The organism is Pantoea sp. Ap-870 (assembly GCF_011752515.1).
Taxonomy (GTDB): Bacteria; Pseudomonadota; Gammaproteobacteria; order Enterobacterales; family Enterobacteriaceae; genus Pantoea; species Pantoea dispersa.
The window spans coordinates 1,009,574-1,028,577 of sequence record NZ_VWXG01000001.1; the positions used below are offsets into that span (position 1 = coordinate 1,009,574).

General features: G+C 58.7%; 18 protein-coding genes. 11 read left to right on the forward strand and 7 right to left on the reverse strand.

Annotated features, from left to right (window positions below):
• Positions 1 to 41: 41 nt before the first annotated feature.
• Complete coding sequence (gene tpx, locus F3J41_RS04945; RefSeq protein WP_058780606.1) at positions 42 to 545, reverse strand: thiol peroxidase; 504 nt, start codon at positions 543 to 545, stop codon at positions 42 to 44.
• Positions 546 to 696: 151 nt separating this feature from the next.
• Here tpx and ycjG point away from each other — a divergent pair, with 151 nt between their 5' ends.
• Positions 697 to 1,683 carry an L-Ala-D/L-Glu epimerase gene (ycjG, locus tag F3J41_RS04950; RefSeq protein WP_166710108.1) on the forward strand — a complete coding sequence of 329 codons (987 nt, stop codon included), beginning with the start codon at positions 697 to 699 and terminating at the stop codon, positions 1,681 to 1,683.
• Here ycjG and mpaA read toward each other — a convergent pair.
• Positions 1,652 to 2,365 (reverse strand): murein tripeptide amidase MpaA, encoded by a 714-nt coding sequence (gene mpaA / locus F3J41_RS04955; protein ID WP_166710110.1) that lies wholly within the window; start codon positions 2,363 to 2,365, stop codon positions 1,652 to 1,654. The genes ycjG and mpaA overlap by 32 nt on opposite strands.
• 188 nt (positions 2,366 to 2,553) lie before the next feature.
• Between mpaA and F3J41_RS04960 the strand changes: the two genes are divergently transcribed.
• The 3 genes from F3J41_RS04960 to F3J41_RS04970 all read left to right on the forward strand — a co-directional run bounded on the left by F3J41_RS04960 (position 2,554) and on the right by F3J41_RS04970 (position 5,740).
• The gene (locus tag F3J41_RS04960; RefSeq protein ID WP_021506129.1) at positions 2,554 to 4,173 is read left to right on the forward strand and encodes an ABC transporter substrate-binding protein; all 1,620 of its coding nucleotides are present in this window, start codon (positions 2,554 to 2,556) and stop codon (positions 4,171 to 4,173) included.
• 128 nt (positions 4,174 to 4,301) lie between these two features.
• Positions 4,302 to 5,285, forward strand: a complete 984-nt coding sequence (gene zntB / locus F3J41_RS04965) for a zinc transporter ZntB (protein WP_021506128.1) — start codon at positions 4,302 to 4,304, stop codon at positions 5,283 to 5,285.
• A 308-nt stretch (positions 5,286 to 5,593) separates the two neighbouring features.
• Positions 5,594 to 5,740, forward strand: a complete 147-nt coding sequence (locus F3J41_RS04970; protein ID WP_021506127.1) for a hypothetical protein — start codon at positions 5,594 to 5,596, stop codon at positions 5,738 to 5,740.
• A 53-nt stretch (positions 5,741 to 5,793) separates the two neighbouring features.
• Here the strand turns inward: F3J41_RS04970 and ttcA are convergent, their stop codons facing one another.
• Positions 5,794 to 6,729, reverse strand: a complete 936-nt coding sequence (gene ttcA, locus F3J41_RS04975; RefSeq protein ID WP_021506126.1) for a tRNA 2-thiocytidine(32) synthetase TtcA — start codon at positions 6,727 to 6,729, stop codon at positions 5,794 to 5,796.
• A 325-nt stretch (positions 6,730 to 7,054) separates the two neighbouring features.
• Between ttcA and iraP the strand changes: the two genes are divergently transcribed.
• A complete protein-coding gene (gene iraP / locus F3J41_RS04980; protein WP_010618425.1) occupies positions 7,055 to 7,420 on the forward strand; it encodes an anti-adapter protein IraP in 366 nt (121 codons plus the stop codon).
• 146 nt (positions 7,421 to 7,566) lie between these two features.
• Complete coding sequence (locus F3J41_RS04985; protein ID WP_010618426.1) at positions 7,567 to 7,767, forward strand: DUF2767 family protein; 201 nt, start codon at positions 7,567 to 7,569, stop codon at positions 7,765 to 7,767.
• Positions 7,768 to 7,844: 77 nt separating this feature from the next.
• On the opposite strand, the gene F3J41_RS04990 is transcribed toward F3J41_RS04985, so the two are convergent.
• Positions 7,845 to 8,501 (reverse strand): MgtC/SapB family protein, encoded by a 657-nt coding sequence (locus F3J41_RS04990; RefSeq protein ID WP_021506125.1) that lies wholly within the window; start codon positions 8,499 to 8,501, stop codon positions 7,845 to 7,847.
• A gap of 189 nt (positions 8,502 to 8,690) precedes the next feature.
• Between F3J41_RS04990 and F3J41_RS04995 the strand changes: the two genes are divergently transcribed.
• Entirely contained in the window at positions 8,691 to 8,963 is a 273-nt protein-coding gene (locus F3J41_RS04995; RefSeq protein ID WP_021506124.1) for a DUF333 domain-containing protein, read from the forward strand.
• A 15-nt stretch (positions 8,964 to 8,978) separates the two neighbouring features.
• Here F3J41_RS04995 and F3J41_RS05000 read toward each other — a convergent pair whose 3' ends face one another.
• Positions 8,979 to 9,971, reverse strand: a complete 993-nt coding sequence (locus F3J41_RS05000) for a 2-hydroxyacid dehydrogenase (RefSeq protein WP_059008751.1) — start codon at positions 9,969 to 9,971, stop codon at positions 8,979 to 8,981.
• 165 nt (positions 9,972 to 10,136) lie between these two features.
• Between F3J41_RS05000 and F3J41_RS05005 the strand changes: the two genes are divergently transcribed.
• From F3J41_RS05005 to F3J41_RS05015, 3 genes are read left to right on the forward strand one after another with little or no spacing between them, the layout of a single operon-like run.
• Positions 10,137 to 12,755 carry a YdbH family protein gene (locus tag F3J41_RS05005; RefSeq protein ID WP_166710112.1) on the forward strand — a complete coding sequence of 873 codons (2,619 nt, stop codon included), beginning with the start codon at positions 10,137 to 10,139 and terminating at the stop codon, positions 12,753 to 12,755.
• Complete coding sequence (locus F3J41_RS05010) at positions 12,752 to 12,940, forward strand: YnbE family lipoprotein (RefSeq protein ID WP_010618431.1); 189 nt, start codon at positions 12,752 to 12,754, stop codon at positions 12,938 to 12,940. The genes F3J41_RS05005 and F3J41_RS05010 overlap by 4 nt, the downstream gene beginning before the upstream one ends.
• Positions 12,941 to 12,951: 11 nt before the next feature.
• Positions 12,952 to 13,272, forward strand: coding sequence for a YdbL family protein (locus F3J41_RS05015; RefSeq protein ID WP_059008755.1), 321 nt, complete (start codon positions 12,952 to 12,954; stop codon positions 13,270 to 13,272).
• Positions 13,273 to 13,350: 78 nt separating this feature from the next.
• On the opposite strand, the gene azoR is transcribed toward F3J41_RS05015, so the two are convergent.
• Positions 13,351 to 13,950, reverse strand: coding sequence for an FMN-dependent NADH-azoreductase (gene azoR, locus F3J41_RS05020; protein WP_021506120.1), 600 nt, complete (start codon positions 13,948 to 13,950; stop codon positions 13,351 to 13,353).
• A gap of 254 nt (positions 13,951 to 14,204) precedes the next feature.
• Here azoR and hrpA point away from each other — a divergent pair, with 254 nt between their 5' ends.
• Positions 14,205 to 18,101: an ATP-dependent RNA helicase HrpA gene (gene hrpA, locus F3J41_RS05025; protein ID WP_166710114.1), complete on the forward strand. Its 3,897-nt coding sequence runs from the start codon at positions 14,205 to 14,207 to the stop codon at positions 18,099 to 18,101.
• Between the two features lies 1 nt (position 18,102).
• On the opposite strand, the gene F3J41_RS05030 is transcribed toward hrpA, so the two are convergent.
• Positions 18,103 to 18,909 carry a serine protease gene (locus F3J41_RS05030; RefSeq protein WP_021506118.1) on the reverse strand — a complete coding sequence of 269 codons (807 nt, stop codon included), beginning with the start codon at positions 18,907 to 18,909 and terminating at the stop codon, positions 18,103 to 18,105.
• Positions 18,910 to 19,004 lie beyond the last annotated feature (95 nt).

Sequence of the window (19,004 nt, forward strand, 5' to 3'; positions counted from 1 at the left end):
CAAGCCGTCTGTGACAGACGGCTTTTTTATCAGCAATAGCCTTACTTCAGCGCGGCCAGTGCCGCTTCATAGTTCGGCTCTTCGGTGATTTCATTCACCAGCTCGCTGTACAGCACCTTATCGTTCTCATCCAGCACCACCACCGCGCGGGCAGTCAGGCCTTTCAGCGGGCCATCGGCGATCGCGACGCCGTAATTTTCAATAAATTCTGCACCGCGCAGCGTAGACAGCGTCACTACGTTGTTGACGTTTTCGGCGCCGCAGAAGCGCGATTGCGCAAAAGGCAGATCGGCAGAGATGCACAGCACCACGGTGTTGTCAGCTTCGCCAGAACGCTCGTTGAATTTGCGCACCGACGCGGCGCACACGCCGGTATCAATGCTTGGGAAAATGTTCAGAACTTTGCGTTTGCCTGCATACTGAGAAAGGGACACATCACTGAGATCTTTCGCTACCAGGTTGAACGGTTTTGCCTGCTCGCCAGCCTGCGGGAAGTGGCCGGCAACCGGCACCGGATTGCCCTGAAAGTGAACATTCTGCGACATACAATTTCCTTTTAACGATGAAATATCTGGCGTTAACCCCACCAGAACAGGTATAGCGTTTGTTTATGACATAAATTTTAAGGGTTTACGAGCCTAATTCAACGTGGAGCTGCACCAGCACGTTATGACGTCATGGATTTGAGGAGTCAGTATGAGAACAGTGAAAAGTTATCCGGAAGCCTGGCCGCTGCACTCGCCGTTTGTGATTTCGCGCGGCAGCCGCACCGAGGCGCACGTGGTGGTGGTGGAGATTGAGCAGGATGGCCTCAAAGGGATTGGCGAGGCCACGCCCTATGCGCGCTATGGCGAAAGTGAGGCTTCGGTGCTGCAGCAGATTGCTTCACAGCTTGGTGCGTTACAAAACGGCATGACGCGTGCGGCGCTGCAACAGACGTTGCCGGCCGGTGCCGCGCGCAACGCGATTGATTGCGCGCTGTGGGATCTGGAGCGCCAGCAGCAGCGCACCAGCCTGGCGGCGCTGTGTGAAGCGGTGCCGGCACAGGAGATCGTCACGGCGCATACCGTCAGCATTGATACGCCAGAAGCGATGGCCAGCAGCGCGCTGGCGCTGTGGCAGCACGGCGCGCGCCTGCTGAAAATTAAGCTGGATAACCATCTGATCAGCGAACGGCTGGTGGCGATCCGCAGTGCGGTGCCGGACGCCACGCTGATCGTCGATGCCAATGAATCCTGGCAGGCAGAAGGGCTGGCGGCGCGCTGCCAGCTGCTGGCGGATTTGCAGGTGGCGATGCTGGAGCAGCCGCTGCCTGCCGCGCAGGATGCGGCGCTGGCCCATTTTATCCATCCGCTACCGATCTGTGCGGATGAGAGCTGCCACACGCGCGACAGTCTGGCAGCACTGCACGGGCGCTACGACATGGTGAATATCAAACTGGATAAAACCGGTGGGCTGACCGAAGCGCTGGCGCTGGCCACGGCCGCGCGCGCGCAGGGATTTGCCATCATGCTGGGCTGTATGTTGTGTACCTCACGCGCCATTCGCGCCGCGTTACCGTTAACGCCGCAGGCTACGTTTGCTGATCTCGACGGTCCGACGTGGCTGGCGGCCGATGTGGAACCGTCGCTGCACTTCTCGCACGGCGTGCTTAAGACGACGGCTGCCAGCGCAGCAGGTTGATCATCGCATCAAGATACACCTCGGTGGCTTCGTCCACCGAGATGGCGGGCATTTCGGCGGTGATGCAGGGCAGACTGAGATCGGCGCACCAGCTGCCAAACGAGCCCGGCGTGGCGTAGCCGACGCTGCTCACCACCGGCAGACCGGTTTGTTCCGCCAGCCAGCTGGCCAGCGGGCTGTGGTGCGGATCATCAATACAGGCCAGCGGTTCGTGCCAGGAGACGACCCAGCGCGGCCGGATACGATGAATCAGCTGGCATAGTGCGGCGGTTTCCGGCTCTGACGCCGGCGCGTTTCCGGTTGAGAGCAGCACATCGCGCGCGTCGGCCACGCTGTTCCAGCGATAGACGGTATCGCCCGCTTGCCAGTTGGCGGCAGGGAAGTTGCGGTTGAGATCGACACCGTTGACATTGGCGCGCAGCCCGAGCTGGCAGCCATCCGGATTGACCGCCAGAATCACATGATGACGCCGCAATGTGTCCGGCAGCGTGCGCATGGCGGCAGAGAGCGTGGCTACCGCCGCGTTTTCATCGCCGTGGGTGCCGGCGATAATCAGTCCGCTGTCCTCGTCGGCCGCTGATGCCGGAAACCACAGCAGCGGCGCACCCAGCACCGAATGTCCATACTGTTGCCAGACGGCGTCCAGCTTACCGCGCAGCGGGCGCGGGTGGTGTGTCGACATAACCTTCCTCTCTGTCATGCATCGCGTTCAGCCGCAAAAATTGTGAGCTGCCATCCAGCCTCAACATAACGGTAAACAGCAGACGGGGAAATAGCTATTTATCAATCAGCGATTTGCGATAAAGTGCGAAAAGTTGCTGGCGACGCATTGGTTTGGCCGTCGCCCTTTTTTCGGGTCAAGGAGTCGTGATGAAACTAACTTTCCGCACCACGCTGGCCGCGCTCATCATCAGCAGCGCTCTCTCATCCGCCTATGCCGCCAGTGTGCCTGCCGGGGCGCAACTGGCCAGCAGCCAGGAAATCGTGCGCCATATCAAAGATGAACCGGCCTCGCTTGATCCGCTCAAAGCGGTCGGTCTGCCGGAGATTCAGGTGCTGCGCGATCTGTTTGAAGGGCTGACCAACCAGGACGCGCAGGGCAAAATCGTGCCGGGCGTTGCGCAGAGCTGGAGCAGCAATGACAATAAAACCTGGCTGTTTACTTTGCGCAAAGATGCGCGCTGGTCCAGCGGTGAACCGGTGACCGCACAGGATTTTGTCTACAGCTGGCAACGCCTGGTCGATCCTAAAAACAGTTCGCCTTTTGCCTGGTTTGCTGCGCTGAGCGGCATTGAGAATGCTGAAGCCATCACCAAAGGGCAGATGAGCCCGGACAAGCTGGGCGTGGTGGCGACCGATGAGACGCATCTGAAGGTGACATTGTCACGTCCGCTACCGTGGTTCCCCAGCATGGTGGCTAACGTGGCCATGTTCCCGGTGCCGCAAAAGGTCATCGCGCAAAACGGCGATGGCTGGACTGCGCCGGGTAAACTGGTGGGCAATGGCGCTTATCAATTGCAGGAGCGCGTGGTTAACGAAAAGATTGTGCTGGTGCGCAACCCGCACTACTGGGATAACGCCCATTCGGTGCTGACTAAAGTGACCTTTATTCCCATCAATGAAGAATCCAGCGCCACCAAGCGTTACCGCGCCGGGGATATCGATATCACGGAATCCTTCCCGAAAAATATGTACGGCCTGCTGAAAAAAGAGCTGCCGGGGCAGGTGTATACGCCGGATCAGCTTGGCACCTACTACTACGCGTTTAATACCCAGAAAGGGCCGACGGCGGATGTGCGGGTGCGTAAGGCGCTGTCATGGAGCATTGACCGCCGCATTATCGCGGAAAAAGTGCTGGGCACCGGCGAGAAACCGGCCTGGCACTTCACACCGGACGTCACTGCCGGCTTCACGCCGCAGCAGAGCTATCTGCAGCAGCACAGCCAGCAGGAACTGAATGCGCAGGCCAAAGCCCTACTGACCGCCGCCGGTTACGGCCCGGCTAAACCGCTGCACCTGACGCTGCTGTATAACACCTCTGAAAGTCACCAGAAGATTGCGATTGCGGTAGCCTCGATGTGGAAAAAGAATCTCGGCGTTGACGTGACATTGCAGAACCAGGAGTGGAAAACCTATATCGACAGCCGCAACAGCGGTAATTTCGATGTGATCCGCGCTTCCTGGGTGGGCGATTACAATGAGCCATCGACCTTCCTCAGCCTGCTGACCGCCAGCCACAGCGGCAATATTTCCCGCTTCAGTAACGCGGAATATGATGCGGTGTTGAGTAAGGCCAGCAATGAAACCAGCGTGGCGGCGCGCAATGCCGATTACAACAAAGCCGAGCAGATCATCGCTGACCAGGCGCCGATTGCGCCGATCTACCAGTACACCAACGGGCGGCTGATCAAGCCGTGGGTTAAGGGCTATCCCATCACTAATCCGGAAGACGTTGCCTACAGCCGGGAATTGTGGATTGAGAAGCACTGACGTTGAACCGCCACGGAGGGCGGTGAACGACCCGGTTGCGCTGTCATTTTTACTCACACCCTGGTAATTGCAACTGTCCCGCGCCGCGCTAGACTGTATCGTATTGTTTTTGTTAGTGAGGCGAGTACGTGAACGTCATTGAAGGAAAAGCGCTGCAGGTGTCGGATGCGATTGTCGCCTGCCAGTTCGACGGCAAGGGTGGCGTTATCGCCATTGAAGATAAAGATGTCATCAACTGCGAGCGTCACTGCTGGCTGCATCTGAACTACACCCAGCGGCAGAGCGCTGACTGGTTGCAGCACACGCCGCTGATTCCTGATGCGGTGCGGGATGCGCTGGCCGGTGACAGCATGCGACCGCGCGTGACGCGCCTCGGTGACGGCTTTATGATCGTGCTGCGCAGCGTGAATCATAACGCCGATTCGCGCCCGGACCAGTTGGTGGCGATGCGGGTATTTATTAATGACAAGCTGATTGTTTCTACCCGCCGTCGTAAAGTGTATGCCATCGATGAAGTGCTGACCGATCTGCAAAACGGCAACGGGCCGGTGGACGGCGGCAGCTGGCTGGTGGACGTCTGCGATGCGCTCACCGACCACGCCAGCGAATTCATTGAAGAGATGCACGATAAAATTATCGCGCTGGAAGATGCGCTGATGGACCAGCAGGTCCCGGCGCGCGGAGAGCTGGCGCTGCTGCGTAAACAGCTGATCGTGATGCGCCGCTATATGGCGCCGCAGCGTGATGTCTATGCGCGGCTGGCAAGCGAGAAACTGCCGTGGATGAGCGATGACGATCGCCGCCGCATGCAGGATGTCGCGGACCGGTTGGGGCGCGGACTGGATGACCTCAATGCGGGCGTGGCGCGTACCGGTATTCTGGCGGATGAAGTGGCCTCGCTGCTGGCGGAATCCATGAACCGGCGCACTTACACCATGTCGCTGATGGCGATGATTTTCCTGCCTGCCACGTTTCTCACCGGGCTGTTTGGCGTCAATCTCGGCGGCATTCCCGGTGGCAGCTGGCCGCACGGCTTTACCATGTTCTGCGGGTTGTTACTGGTGATGGTGCTGGGGGTCGCGCTGTGGCTGAAACGCCGCAACTGGCTGTGATGTTATCAGGGGGTTATCTGCAGGTCATGAACGGGTAATTGTGGCGGTGCAGGGGAGAAAAGCGGAAAAAACCTGATCGACATCAATAAGCGCATAGCCCAACCGGGGCAAACTCTCTCCCGCAGGTGAATGCAACGTCAAGCGATGGGCGTTGCGCTCCATATTGTCTTACTTCCTTTTTTTGAATTACTGCATAGCACATTTGATTCGTACGACGCCGGCTTATCCGCCGGCTTTTTTTTTGCCGTTTGGCTTGCTGCCGCATCCTTTCCTATGCTTAACAGACATTCAGCGAACAGGAGAACGGCATGCGCATGATTCACGCCAGCGAACCTATCCCGACCGATCCGCCACCGATTCCCGAACCCGTGCCGCAACCGCAGCCGATTCCCGAGCCTGAGCCGCCGCACGATCCTGAGTTTCCGCCGATTAGCGATCCTCCACCGCACCGCTAATAAAAAAGGCGCGTTGCCGCAGCGACGCGCCTCTATGTTGCAAAGTCACCGCGTTATTTAATTTCCAGCACGTCGAGGCGAGCGCTCAGGTCCGGCTGATCGTCCTCGTCAGCCTGCCAGCCGACGGGCTGCGCTGGCAGCGATTCGCGATCAAAACCAATGTCCCCGCCGTCAACCACCGCATCACCATGCTTAATGCCTTTAAAATCAAACAGATTAATATCAGCCATATGTGATGGCACGATGTTCTGCATGGCGCTGAACATGGTTTCAATGCGGCCCGGATAGCGCTTGTCCCAGTCACGCAGCATATCGGCAACCACCTGACGTTGCAGGTTCGGCTGTGAACCACACAGGTTGCACGGAATGATAGGGTACTGGCGCGCTTCGGCGAATCGCACGATATCTTTTTCGCGGCAGTAGGCCAGCGGGCGAATCACGATATGTTTACCGTCATCGCTCATCAGTTTTGGCGGCATGCCTTTCATCTTGCCGCCGTAAAACATGTTGAGGAACAGCGTTTGCAGGATGTCATCGCGATGGTGACCTAAGGCAATCTTGGTGCAGCCCAGTTCAGTGGCGGTACGGTAAAGAATGCCGCGACGCAGGCGTGAACAGAGCGAGCAGGTGGTTTTGCCTTCCGGAATTTTTTCTTTAACGATGGAGTAAGTGTCTTCGTTGACGATCTGATACTCCACGCCCAGCGTGTCGAGGTAAGCCGGCAGCACGTGTGCCGGGAATCCCGGCTGTTTCTGGTCAAGATTCACTGCCACCAGCGAAAAGTTGACCGGCGCGCTCTGCTGCAGGTTACGCAGAATTTCCAGCATGGTGTAGCTGTCTTTACCGCCGGACAGGCACACCATGATGCGATCGCCTTCCTCAATCATGTTGAAATCCGCAATCGCTTCACCGACGTTACGGCGCAGGCGCTTCTGCAGTTTGTTCAGGTTGTACTGCTCTTTTTTATTAACTTCTTGATGTTCAGACATGAATTTCGGTCTCGGTGATCGCTGGTCAGCTGCGGATGTCGCGTTGATGCGGCCCTGGTCAGGCCTGCATTAACCGTGTCCGCGCACGCTGTGGGTCGCTGCGCTGGCCTTTATGGGTGCCGGCTGACCGCAGTCAGCAGGAAAAGTCTGTGGCGTATGGTACGGATTACAGCGCCAAATTCCAGCACGATTTATGGGTTTGCCAGTGATGCGCTCTGTGCGCCGCGCGATCGCGCTCAGAGACCTGTTGCGCTATTCACAATTTTTAGTTTGTCGCGGATTTGGCAAGCGGTACACTGCCTGCTTCCCCAGGGAGGAATAAGCGATGAAAAATGTTGTGTTAAGCATGCTGGCGAAGATTTCACAAATTGATGCCACCACCAAGCAGTTGACCGCGCGCGTTGAGGCTCAGTCGCTGCTGATCGGTGCGCTGGTACTTGCCGTCAGTAAGAAAGGCGGTGTCACTGAAGTTATTGAAAGCGCCAACAAAGCCATCAACATGGTGATTGAGTCAGCCGAGGCTGACGATATGCTTAAGTCGGACGCCGCTATTCTGCTGAGCGAGTTCCAGGATCTGTTGACGATTTCGCGTGCGGTTGACAGCGCCGATGATGTCATCAACCAGCAGGCGCTGGAAGGTATTACCGGTGTGAGCAGCGCCAGCGATGACGACAAAAAGGATCCGTCTTAATCACGCAGCGCCGCAGTCGGCTACCATTGCGCACATTTTGCCAGCGGTAACTGCATATTTATTGATCTGGGTAAAGATTTCTTCTCACTGCGCTGACAGGATGGATTCAGCGCTTTTTTTAGTTTTTAAAGGTGAGGAGAGGAATAATGCAAACGTACGATATGGTGTTTGAGGAGGCGTGCCGGCTGGTGGGGCAATGCTATCTGGAACTGGCGCAGCGCGGTGCCGCTACCGAAAAAGAGGTGCTGGCCAGCGAGTTGCGGAACCTGCAACTGCGCTATCGGGAATTAACCGGCGCGCCCAATCGCGCTGTTGAAATGGCGATTGGACAACTCAAACCCTGCTAACCCAGCCGCCCGGCCTTCAGTGCCGGGCTTTTTATCTTCCCTCCACGGCAGCGGTTAACCCGCCAGCGCCAGCGCAGTCAAACCATTTCCAGCGACTGCACACCTTTGATTTCCATCACTTTGTCATAAATGCTGTGCATAGGAAATCTGCGTGACAACGTCACCTCAACGCTCAGCTCGCACAGGCCGCTCTCTTCGTTACGATTGACTACAGCGATGTGGCCATAGCGCAAATTTTCGCGCTGCAGTACCAGCAACACCAGCGGTACGCTTTTGGCTTTGAGATGGACGATAAGAGTGTGATGGCGGCCAATCAGCCAGTGGCTGATTCGGCGGAACGTTTCCAGCACCACCAGCGCCAGCACCGTGCCGTAAATACCGATTTCGTACATGCCGCTACCGATCACCAGGCCAATCGCGGCGGTCACCCACAGGCCGGCGGCGGTCGTCAGGCCTTTCACAATCTGCTTTTGAATGATGATGGTGCCGGCGCCAAGAAAGCCCATGCCGCTGACCACCTGCGCCGCAATACGGCTGGGATCCAGCGCCACATGGTCGTTAGTCAGCATATCGGCAAAGCCATATTTTGACACCAGCATGAACATGGCGCTGCCAATGCCGACCAGAATGTGGGTGCGCAGGCCCGCTTCTTTAGCGCGCATCTGGCGCTCCAGGCCAATCAGTCCGCCCAGTATTCCGGCTAATGCGATGCGGATGAGCATGTCGGCTAACATCCTTCCTCCTTATTGATTGATGTTTTTTATGAACAGGCAGAGAAAAGAGGCAAAACGCTGCAATCAGGATAATTCTGCTTGCCAACGACGATATTAAATTTTGTAAAAAGCTGTGTCGCCTATCGATCGCGCACCGCTGCTGACATATGCTGGTGCGACTTTTCCGCTCACACTCCCGGAGCCCGACCGATGAAAGCCGCAACTTTACTGCTGGCCGGCGCAGCGCTGTTACTCTCTGCCTGCAGCAGCAACAGCGACAATGAACCGCCGCAACAGGCCACCGCCGCGCACGTGCAGCCGCACGTCGTGATGTCGTCCATGGCAGAAGCCAACTGCAACAGCGCAGGCGGCACGCTGGCGTTCTCGCGTCAGTTAGACGGTTCACGCATCGGGATGTGTCAGCTGGCTAACGGTCGTCGCTGCGACGAACAGGCGCTGATCGGCGGTGCCTGCGCCCGCTAACGCAGGCGCAAAACCTTACGCCTTAACCTGATTCGAACAGGTTTCCCCGCGTGACAGCTGCTGTAAATTACTGAGCGTGGTTTCTGAAATCGCCGTCAGCGCTTCGGCGGTGAGAAAGGCCTGATGGCCGGTAAACAGCACGTTGTGGCAGGCCGACAGGCGGCGGAACACGTCGTCCTGAATCACGTCATTCGACTTGTCTTCAAAAAACAGGTCGCGTTCGTTCTCATACACGTCCATGCCGAGCGAGCCGATTTTCTGCTGTTTCAGCGCCTCAATCGCCGCCTGTGAATCAATCAGCCCACCGCGGCTGGTATTGATAATCATCACGCCATCTTTCATCTGGCTGAACGCCTGTGCGTTGAGCAGATGATGGTTTTCCGGCGTCAGCGGACAGTGCAGGGTGATGACATCGGACTCCGCCAGCAGCGTTTTCAAATCAACATATTCCGCCCCGAGCGCCAGCGCGGCGTCACTGGGGTACGGATCGTACGCCAGCAGACGCATGCCAAAACCTTTCAGGATGCGCATTGTCGCCACACCAATCTTGCCGGTGCCGACCACGCCAGCGGTTTTGTTATGCATGTTGAAACCGGTCAGGCCGTCCAGCGAGAAGTTGGCATCGCGCGTGCGCTGGTAAGCGCGGTGAATGCGGCGGTTGAGCGTCATCATCAGGCCTACCGCGTGTTCCGCCACCGCTTCCGGCGAATAGGCGGGCACGCGTACCACCTGCAGTCCCAGCGCGGCGGCTGCGTCGAGGTCGACGTTATTGAAACCGGCACAGCGCAGCGCGATATATTTCACGCCCAGCGCCGCCAGCTCCTCCAGCACCGCTTTGCTCCCGTCATCGTTAACGAAGATACAGACCGCATCACAGCCAGCGGCGTTTTTCGCCGTGGTTTCGCTCAGCAGGAAGTCAAAAAACTGCAGCTCAAATCCGTAGCCTTCGTTAACGTGCTCGAGGTATTTCTGGTCGTAATGCTTGGTGCTGTAAACCGCAACTTTCATTGTTTCGCTCCTGAAAAATGTTACGTCGGTATCACATCAGGATAACGTTTTCCGCGTCATTTTGCTGTTCTTCAGCCAGACTAAAGCGGTAACGCCTTCATTTGCCGGGCGTAACATGCCATCATCTCTGTCAGGATTGGGTAAAGAACAGGAACGTTAACAGCCATGACGCGGGGCCTCCGTCGACTACTTGCTGCGCTACTGGCGCTGATACTGCTGCTGCTGGGATTGCTGCTGACGCTGACGCACTGGCTGCCGCGGCTGGCAGGTATCTGGCTGCCGGAAAATACCCGCGTCGAGCTACACGGCGCGCCGCACTGGCAGCAGGGCCGGCTGGTATTTCCTGATGTGCGCTATCTGGCCGGTGACTGCCTGCTGGCGCAGGTCGCGGACGTGGGGCTTGGCCGGACGCAACAGCGCTGGCAGCTTGATGCGCGCGAGGTGGCGCTAAACAGCGATTGCCTGCAGGCGCTGCCGCACAGTGCCACGCGCGATGCGCCGCGCAGCCTCGCAGAGTGGCAGCAGATGCTGCCCGGCGCGGATATCCATCTGCAACAGCTCAGTATTTTGCCATGGCAGCAATATGCCGGCCGCTTCGATCTGACTTTAGACAAAGACCTTCAGCAGCTGCGTTATCAGGGCGACAACCTGCGCGTCGCCGCGCGCCTGCAGGGGCAGCAGTTGCACATTGATCAGCTCCAGCTCAGCCATCCTTTACTGCCGCAACCGGTCGAACTGCATGGCAATCTGACGCTGCCAACTTTTGCCGATGGCCTGCCGGTGGCGGGTGAGCTCAGCGGTGCGCTTAACCTGACGCAGTGGCCGCAGCCGCTGGCGCTGACGCTCAACTGGCAGCAGCAGCAGGGCGAACTGGTGGTGCGCCAGCAACAGGAACCACAGCCGTTGTTGCAGTTGCCGTGGCAGGTCGATGCGCAGCAAATCCGCATCACTGCCGGTCACTGGCGCTGGCCATTCGGGTCGCAGCCGCTGTCGGGCGGCGTGGCGCTGACGCTGGATGACTGGCAGCAGGGGCTGGAACAGACGCAGATCCGCGGCCGCTTCAATTTACTGACCGCCGGACGCGGCGGGAAAGGCAACCTGGTACTGAGTGTTGGGCCGGGCAAGCTGAGCCTGACTGACAGCGCACTGCCGTTCCAGTTAACCGGCGAAAGCAAGTTTGCCGACCTGCAGCTGTACGGCACCATTCCCGGACAACTACATGGCATGCTCAGCGATCCGCAGCTCAGCCTGCAGCCGGGCGCACTGCTGCGCCTGCGCGGACGCTTACTCTCGACGCTGGAAGTGGATGAAGCGCGCTGGCCGCTGGCCGGCGTCAGCGTGGCCTCGCGCGGCATCAACGGCCGGTTACAGGCGATTCTCAACGCGCACGACCCCAGTTTCGGCCGCTTCAGGCTGCATCTCGACGGACGCGCCAGCGACTTCTGGCCAGACAGCGGACGCTGGAACTGGCGTTACTGGGGCGAAGGCGTGATGGCGCCGCTTAGCGCAAAATGGGATGTGAAGGGCACCGGTAGCTGGCACGACACCCTGATCAGTCTCGATACGCTGAACACCGGGTTTGATCAGCTGGCGTACGGCATGGTGCAGGTGGATAAGCCGCGCCTGACGCTGACCGCGCCGGTGCGCTGGCAGCGCGATGTGGCACAGCCGGCGTTTAACGGCGGGTTTGCGCTGCGTTCCGGCCAGACCCGCTTTAGCTACGGTGGCTGGCTGCCGCCGTCCGAACTGCATTTCGATGCCAAAGGGCGCGACCCGGGGCATTTTCTGTGGCGCGGTCAGCTGACCGCTGAAGACATCGGACCGCTGCGCGTGCACGGCCGCTGGGACGGCGAGCGGCTGCGCGGCGAAGCCTGGTGGCCGGCGCAGTCGCTCAGTGTCTTTCAGCCGCTGCTGAGCAGCGATCTGAAGATGCGTATCCAGTCTGGCGAGCTGCGCGCGCAGATGGCCTTTTCCGCCGTCAGCGGCCAGGGGTTTGAGGCGGGCGGTTTCTGGGCGGTGAAACAGGGCAGCGTATGGATGCCGGACAGCGAAATCAACGGCATCGATTTTATCCTGCCGTTCCGCCTGAAAGATCATCAGTGGCAGTTGGGGCGCCGCGGGCCGGTGTCGCTGCGCATCGCCGAAGTGAAAAACCAGTTTGCGCTGCAGAACATTACCGCGGATCTGCAGGGCCACTATCCGTGGCAGGAGCGCCAGCCGCTGACGCTCAGCAACGTCAATCTCGATCTGCTCGGCGGGCACGTCAGCATGCCAGCATTGCGTTTACCGCAGCATCAGCCGGCGCGGATTTCGCTGCGTGACATTGATCTCAGCCGGCTGGTGACGGCGCTCAAGCCGAAGCAGTTTGCCATGTCCGGTAAAGTGAATGGCGAATTGCCGCTGTGGGTGAACAATCCGCACTGGCTGATTGAAAAGGGCTGGATCGCTAACAGTGGCCCGCTGACATTCCGCATGGACAAAGACATGGCGGATGCGATTGTCAGCAATAACGTGGCCGCCGGGGCGGCGATGGACTGGCTGCGCTACATGGAGATTGCCCGTTCGTGGGCGACGCTGGATCTGGATAACTTCGGTAACCTGATTCTGCAAAGCGAGGTGAAAGGCACCAGCCAGTTCAGTAACCGCCGCCAGTCCGTCAATCTTAACTACCGTCATCAGGAAAACCTGTTCCAGCTGTGGCGCAGCCTGCGCTTTGGCGATAATTTGCAATCCTGGGTGGAGCAAAACGCCACCCTGCCATCCAACAAGGACCCGAAACCATGAGCCTGAGGGCATTACTGGTGCTGACAGCGGGACTGCCGCTGCTGGGCTGTGTGCCGCGCATCGAAGTCGCCGCACCCAAAGAGCCAATCACCATCAACATGAACGTAAAAATCGAACATGAAATCCACATCAAGGTGGATAAAGACGTCGAAGCGCTGCTGAAGAATCAGAGCGGACTGTTTTGAGGAGAGGCCCGATGAAACGCAAGGGGATAGCGCTGTTGCTGGCGTTTTTGCTGGTGCCGTCGGCCTGGGCACTGACGCTGGATCAGGCGCGCCAGCAGGGGCGCGTGGGCGAAACGCTAAGCGGTTATATCGCCGCTCGTCAGCAGGATGACGAGACGCTGGCGCTGGTTAAGCGCATCAATGAAGGCCGCAGCCAGCAGTATCAGCGCGTGGCGCAGCAGAACAATCTCACCACCGCCGAGGTGGCGCGCATCGCCGGCGAGAAGCTGGTTAACCGTGCCCGCAGCGGCGAATATGTGCGCGGGATTAATGGCCAGTGGGTGCAGAAATAGCTGCTTCCACGACAGCGCAGGCATAAAAAAGCCGGGCACTCAGGCCCGGCAAGACAGATAGCATTGTTTTAATGATGATTACGCAGCAACAATCTGTTTGATGGCGTCTTTGGCATCGCTGGCGGCTTTGGTTGCCACTTCCGGACCGTAAGCAATGCCTTCGGCGAACACGAAGTCAACGTCGGTGATGCCGATGAAGCCAAGGAACAGTTTCACGTACGGGGTCAGCAGATCAGTCGGGGTGTCTTTGTGAATGCCGCCACGGCTGGAGAGGATCACCGCACGTTTGCCTTTCACCAGACCTTCCGGGCCTGCTTCGGTGTAGCGGAAGGTGACGCCGGCACGGGCAATCAGGTCAAAGTAGTTTTTCAGCTGAGTAGGAATGTTGAAGTTGTACATCGGAGCGGCGATAACCACGGTATCGTGCGCCTGCAGTTCAGCAATCAGTTCATCGGACAGGGCCAGCGCGTCCTGCTGACGTGGCGACAGCGGCGCGTCTGAAGGACGCAGGGCGCCAACCAGTTCACCGTCCAGTACCGGAATCGGCTGGGCAGCCAGATCGCGTACCGTGACTTCGTCGCCTTTGGCGCGGGCTTCATCAGCGTAGAAGTCTGCCAGCTGGTTAGACTGTGAATAACCGGCAAGGATGCTTGATTTCAGAACTAAAACTTTGCTCATGGTATTTTCCTGTACGTTACGCGGTTGGCTTACCGCTCAATGCGTTACACTCTACGGAGTTCGTCCGGCAGGTAAAAGCGCAATATTTCGAGGCCTATGTTCGAAATTATTGAATAAGGCGGCACGTCCGGTCAGGTGAGATGTTCCAATCTGTGCTAAGATGGCGGGCATTAATCGATTGAATCCGCCGGAAAATTCTGCCCGGCGCCGAGCCGCAAGTGCCGGCTCACTGCAACAACAGGTAATTCATCACTATGTCATCATCCGTTACGTCACCTCTGGCCCCCCTCTGGTCGCGGCTCGATAACCTGATGCTGCGCGACCGCAAAGCGCTGCAGCGTCGTCTGCACGGTGCGGCGAAGGTGAAAAATCCCGCTGCGCAGCAGGAAATTATGGCTGAGCTGGAGCCGGTGTTCGCCGCGGCAGAACAGCGCGTGGCGCAGCGCGCCGCCGCGACGCCGCGCATTACGTTTCCGGACAATCTGCCGGTCAGCCAGAAGCAGCAGGACATCGCCGACGCGATTCGCGATCATCAGGTAGTGATTGTCGCCGGTGAGACCGGCTCAGGTAAAACCACCCAGCTACCAAAGATCTGTCTGGCGCTCGGGCGCGGTGTGAAAGGGCTGATTGGGCATACGCAGCCGCGTCGTCTGGCGGCACGCACCGTGGCGAACCGCATTGCCGAAGAGCTGGAAACCACACCCGGCGGCACCGTCGGTTACAAGGTGCGGTTTAACGATCAGGTCAGCGAAACCACTCAGGTCAAACTGATGACCGACGGTATTCTGCTGGCGGAAATTCAGCAGGATCGTCTGCTGCTGCAGTATGACACCATCATCATCGATGAAGCGCACGAACGCAGTCTGAACATCGATTTCCTGCTGGGTTACCTGCGCGAACTGCTGCCGCATCGTCCCGATCTGAAAGTGATCATCACCTCCGCGACCATCGATCCGCAGCGCTTCTCGCGCCACTTCAATAATGCCCCGGTAATCGAGGTTTCGGGCCGCACTTATCCGGTCGATGTACGTTATCGTCCGGTGGTGGAAGATGCCGAGGACACCGAGCGCGATCAGCTGCAGGCAATTTTCGATGCGGTTGACGAACTGAGCAGCGAAGGGCGCGGCGATATCCTGATCTTCATGAGCGGTGAGCGCGAAATTCGCGATACCGCCGATGCGCTGATGAAGCGCGATTTACCGCACACCGAGATTCTGCCGCTCTATGCGCGCCTGTCCAACGCCGAACAGAACCGGGTGTTCCAGGCGCACAGCGGCCGCCGCATTGTGCTGGCGACCAACGTCGCTGAGACCTCGCTCACCGTGCCGGGCATTAAATATGTCATCGATCCCGGCACCGCGCGCATCAGCCGTTACAGCTACCGCACCAAAGTTCAGCGTCTGCCGATCGAGCCGATCTCGCAGGCGTCGGCTAACCAGCGCAAAGGGCGCTGCGGCCGCGTGTCGGAAGGGATCTGTATCCGCCTTTATTCAGAGGATGATTTCCTCAGCCGCCCGGCGTTTACTGACCCGGAAATTCTGCGTACCAACCTGGCGTCGGTAATTTTGCAGATGACGGCGCTTGGACTGGGCGACATCGCCGCATTCCCGTTCGTCGAAGCGCCGGATAAGCGCAATATTCAGGACGGCGTGCGCCTGCTGGAGGAGCTCGGCGCGATCACCCTGAGCGAGGAAGGTGCGTACAAACTGACGCCGTCCGGGCGCAGCCTGGCGCAGCTGCCGGTCGATCCGCGCCTGGCGCGCATGGTGCTGGAAGCGCAGAAATTTGGCTGCGTGCGCGAAGTGATGATTATTGCCGCTGCGCTGTCGATTCAGGATCCGCGCGAGCGTCCGGTGGAGAAACAGCAGGCATCTGACGAGAAACACCGGCGTTTTGCTGACAAAGAGTCGGATTTTCTCGCCTTTGTTAATCTGTGGAACTACCTGCAGGAACAGCAGAAAGCGCTGTCTGGCAACCAGTTCCGCCGCCAGTGTAAAAGCGATTATCTCAATTACCTGCGCGTGCGCGAATGGCAGGACATCTACACCCAGCTGCGTCAGGTGGTGCGGGAACTGGGCATGCCGCTCAACAGCGAGCCGGCACCGTACCGCGAAGTGCACTGCGCGCTGCTCACCGGTTTGCTGTCACACATCGGTCAGAAAGATGCGGAAAAGCAGGAGTTTACCGGCGCACGCAATGCGCGGTTTGCTATTTTCCCCGGTTCCGGCCTGTTTAAGAAGCCGCCTAAATGGACCGTGGTGGCGGAACTGGTGGAAACCAGCCGCCTGTGGGGCCGCGTTGCGGCGCGCATCGATCCGGAGTGGATCGAACCGCTGGCCCAGCATCTGCTGAAGCGTAGCTACAGTGAACCGCACTGGGAGAAAGCGCAGGGCGCAGTCATGGCGACGGAAAAGGTCACGCTGTACGGGTTGCCGATTGTGCAGGCGCGCAAGGTCAATTACAGCCGCATCGATCCGCAACTCAGCCGGGAGCTGTTTATTCGTCATGCGCTGGTGGAGGGCGACTGGCAGACGCGTCACGCCTTCTTCCGCAACAACCTGAAACTGCGCAATGAAATCGAGGATCTGGAGCACAAATCGCGGCGGCGCGACATTTTAGTCGATGACGAGACGCTGTTTGCGTTTTACGATCGCCGCATTGGCAGCGAGGTGGTCTCAGCGCGGCACTTTGACAGCTGGTGGAAACAGGCCAGTAAGGACAATCCGGACCTGCTGAGCTTTGATAAGCAGATGCTGATCAAAGACGGGGCGGAGAAGGTCAGCCAGCTGGATTACCCGAACTTCTGGTATCAGGGCAACCTGAAACTGAAGCTCAGCTACCAGTTCGAACCGGGGGCCGATGCGGATGGTGTAACGGTGCACATCCCGCTGCCGCTGCTCAACCAGGTCGACGAAGCCGGTTTCGAGTGGCAGATCCCCGGCGTGCGCCGCGAGCTGATCATCGCGCTAATCAAGTCGCTGCCCAAGCCGGTGCGACGCAACTTTGTGCCGGCGCCCAACTATGCCGAAGCCTTCCTTGGCCGCGTGACGGCGCTGGAACAGCCGCTGCTGGATGCGCTGGAGCGTGAGTTCCGCCGCATGTCTGGCGTCACCATTGAGCGCGACGCCTGGCAGTGGGATCAGGTGCCCGATCACCTGAAAATGACCTTCCGCGTGGTGGATGAGCACAACCGGAAGCTGCAGGAAGGCAAAGACCTGCATCAGCTGAAGCAGGTGCTGAAAGGCAAGGTGCAGGAGACGCTGTCCAACGTGGCGGATGACGGGCTGGAACAGCGCGGGCTGCATCTGTGGAGCTTCGGTGATTTGCCGCAAAGCTACGAGCAGAAGCGCGGCAACTATCAGGTCAAAGCCTGGCCGGCGCTGGTGGATGAAAAAGACAGCGTCGCGATTCGCCTGTTTGACAGTGAACGCGAGCAGCAGAAGATGATGTGGCGCGGCCAGCGGCGGTTATTGCTGCTGAACATCCCTTCGCCGATCAAGTATCTGCACGAGAAGCTGCCAAACAAAGCCAAGCTCGGACTCTATTTCAATCCGTACGGCAAAGTGCTGGAGCTGATTGATGACTGTATCGCCTGCGGCGTGGACAAGCTGATGGCGGACGCCGGTGGCCCGGCGTGGCAGCAGGAAAACTTCGAGCAGCTGCGCGATAAAGTACGCGCTGAACTGAACGACACGGTGGTGACCATCGCCAGCCAGGTCGAGCAGATTCTCACCAGCGTGTTCAACATCAACAAGTTCCTTAAGGGACGGGTGGACATGACGCTGGCACTGGCGCTGGCGGATATTAAAACGCAGCTGAGCGGCCTGGTGTATCGCGGTTTTGTCACCGGCAACGGCTATCAGCGGCTGGGCGACACACTGCGCTATCTGCACGGTATTGAGCGCCGGCTGGAGAAGCTGCCGGTTGATCCGCACAGCGATCGGGCGCGGATGCTGAAAGTGCAGGCGGTAGAGCAGGCGTGGCAAAGCTGGCGTAACAAGCTGCCGCCGCAGCGTCAGGACGATGAAGAGGTACAGGCGATCCGCTGGATGCTGGAGGAGCTGCGCATCAGTTATTTTGCGCAGCAGCTGGGCACGCCGTATCCCATCTCCGACAAACGTATTCTGCAGGCGATGGAGCAGCTGGGCTGACTTATTGCGCCAGCGCTTCCAGCTTGTCTTTAAAGGATGTAACGGCAATGGCGCGGTTATCGGCGCGATAGCGATCGGCCGGTGCCGGTGCCGAGCTCTGTACCGCAATCAGCTGCCACTCGCCGTCGCGCTTCAGCAGCAGCGGTGAACCGCTGTCGCCCGGCAGGGTGTCGCACTGGTGCGACAGCACGGCACGCTGCGCCCAGCCGGTGATCAGGCAATCGCTGTGCGAGTAGAGCGTATCCAGATGGTCAGCGGGATAACCGGCCTGTGTCACTTTGCGGTCGGTGGTTTTCAGCGCGGCGGTTAAATCGCTGCGCGAACCGTCAAACAACGGAATCGGCACGATACCGGACGGCGGATTGTGCAGAATCACCAGGCCGTAATCGTAAGGTGCCGCGTCTGGCGGCACGATCCAGCCTTCACCATCCGCCTGCAGACGCCGCGCCAGCGAAGGCTCTACGCGCGCGTCAATATCATGAATTTCGTAGCGCCAGCCTTTGGCACCCGCCATAAAGCGCAGCGCGACCGGCTTGTCGAATTTGCCCGGGGGCGTCAGTAAGCAGTGTCCGGCCGTCAGCGCCAGATGGGCCGAAATCAACGTGGCACTGCACAAATTGCCGCTTTCCGTCTCTAACTGACCAATGGCATCCCACGGCGCCGCACTGACGTCGGTAATGGCTTTACGATGATCTTTGCCGAAGAACAGGGTCTTAATCTCTTCCGGGCTGGGGCCGTCTTCATCATCGGCATGTGCTGTGAGGTTAAAGCTAAAAAGACCTACAAATAACAGGATAGCCAGGCGCATAGTTCTCTCAATGGCGAGAATAAATAGAGGTTATGGTCATCACGCTTGAGCGATAACTATAGTCGGTGAGCGGTAAAAAAGGGAGAAATATTGGA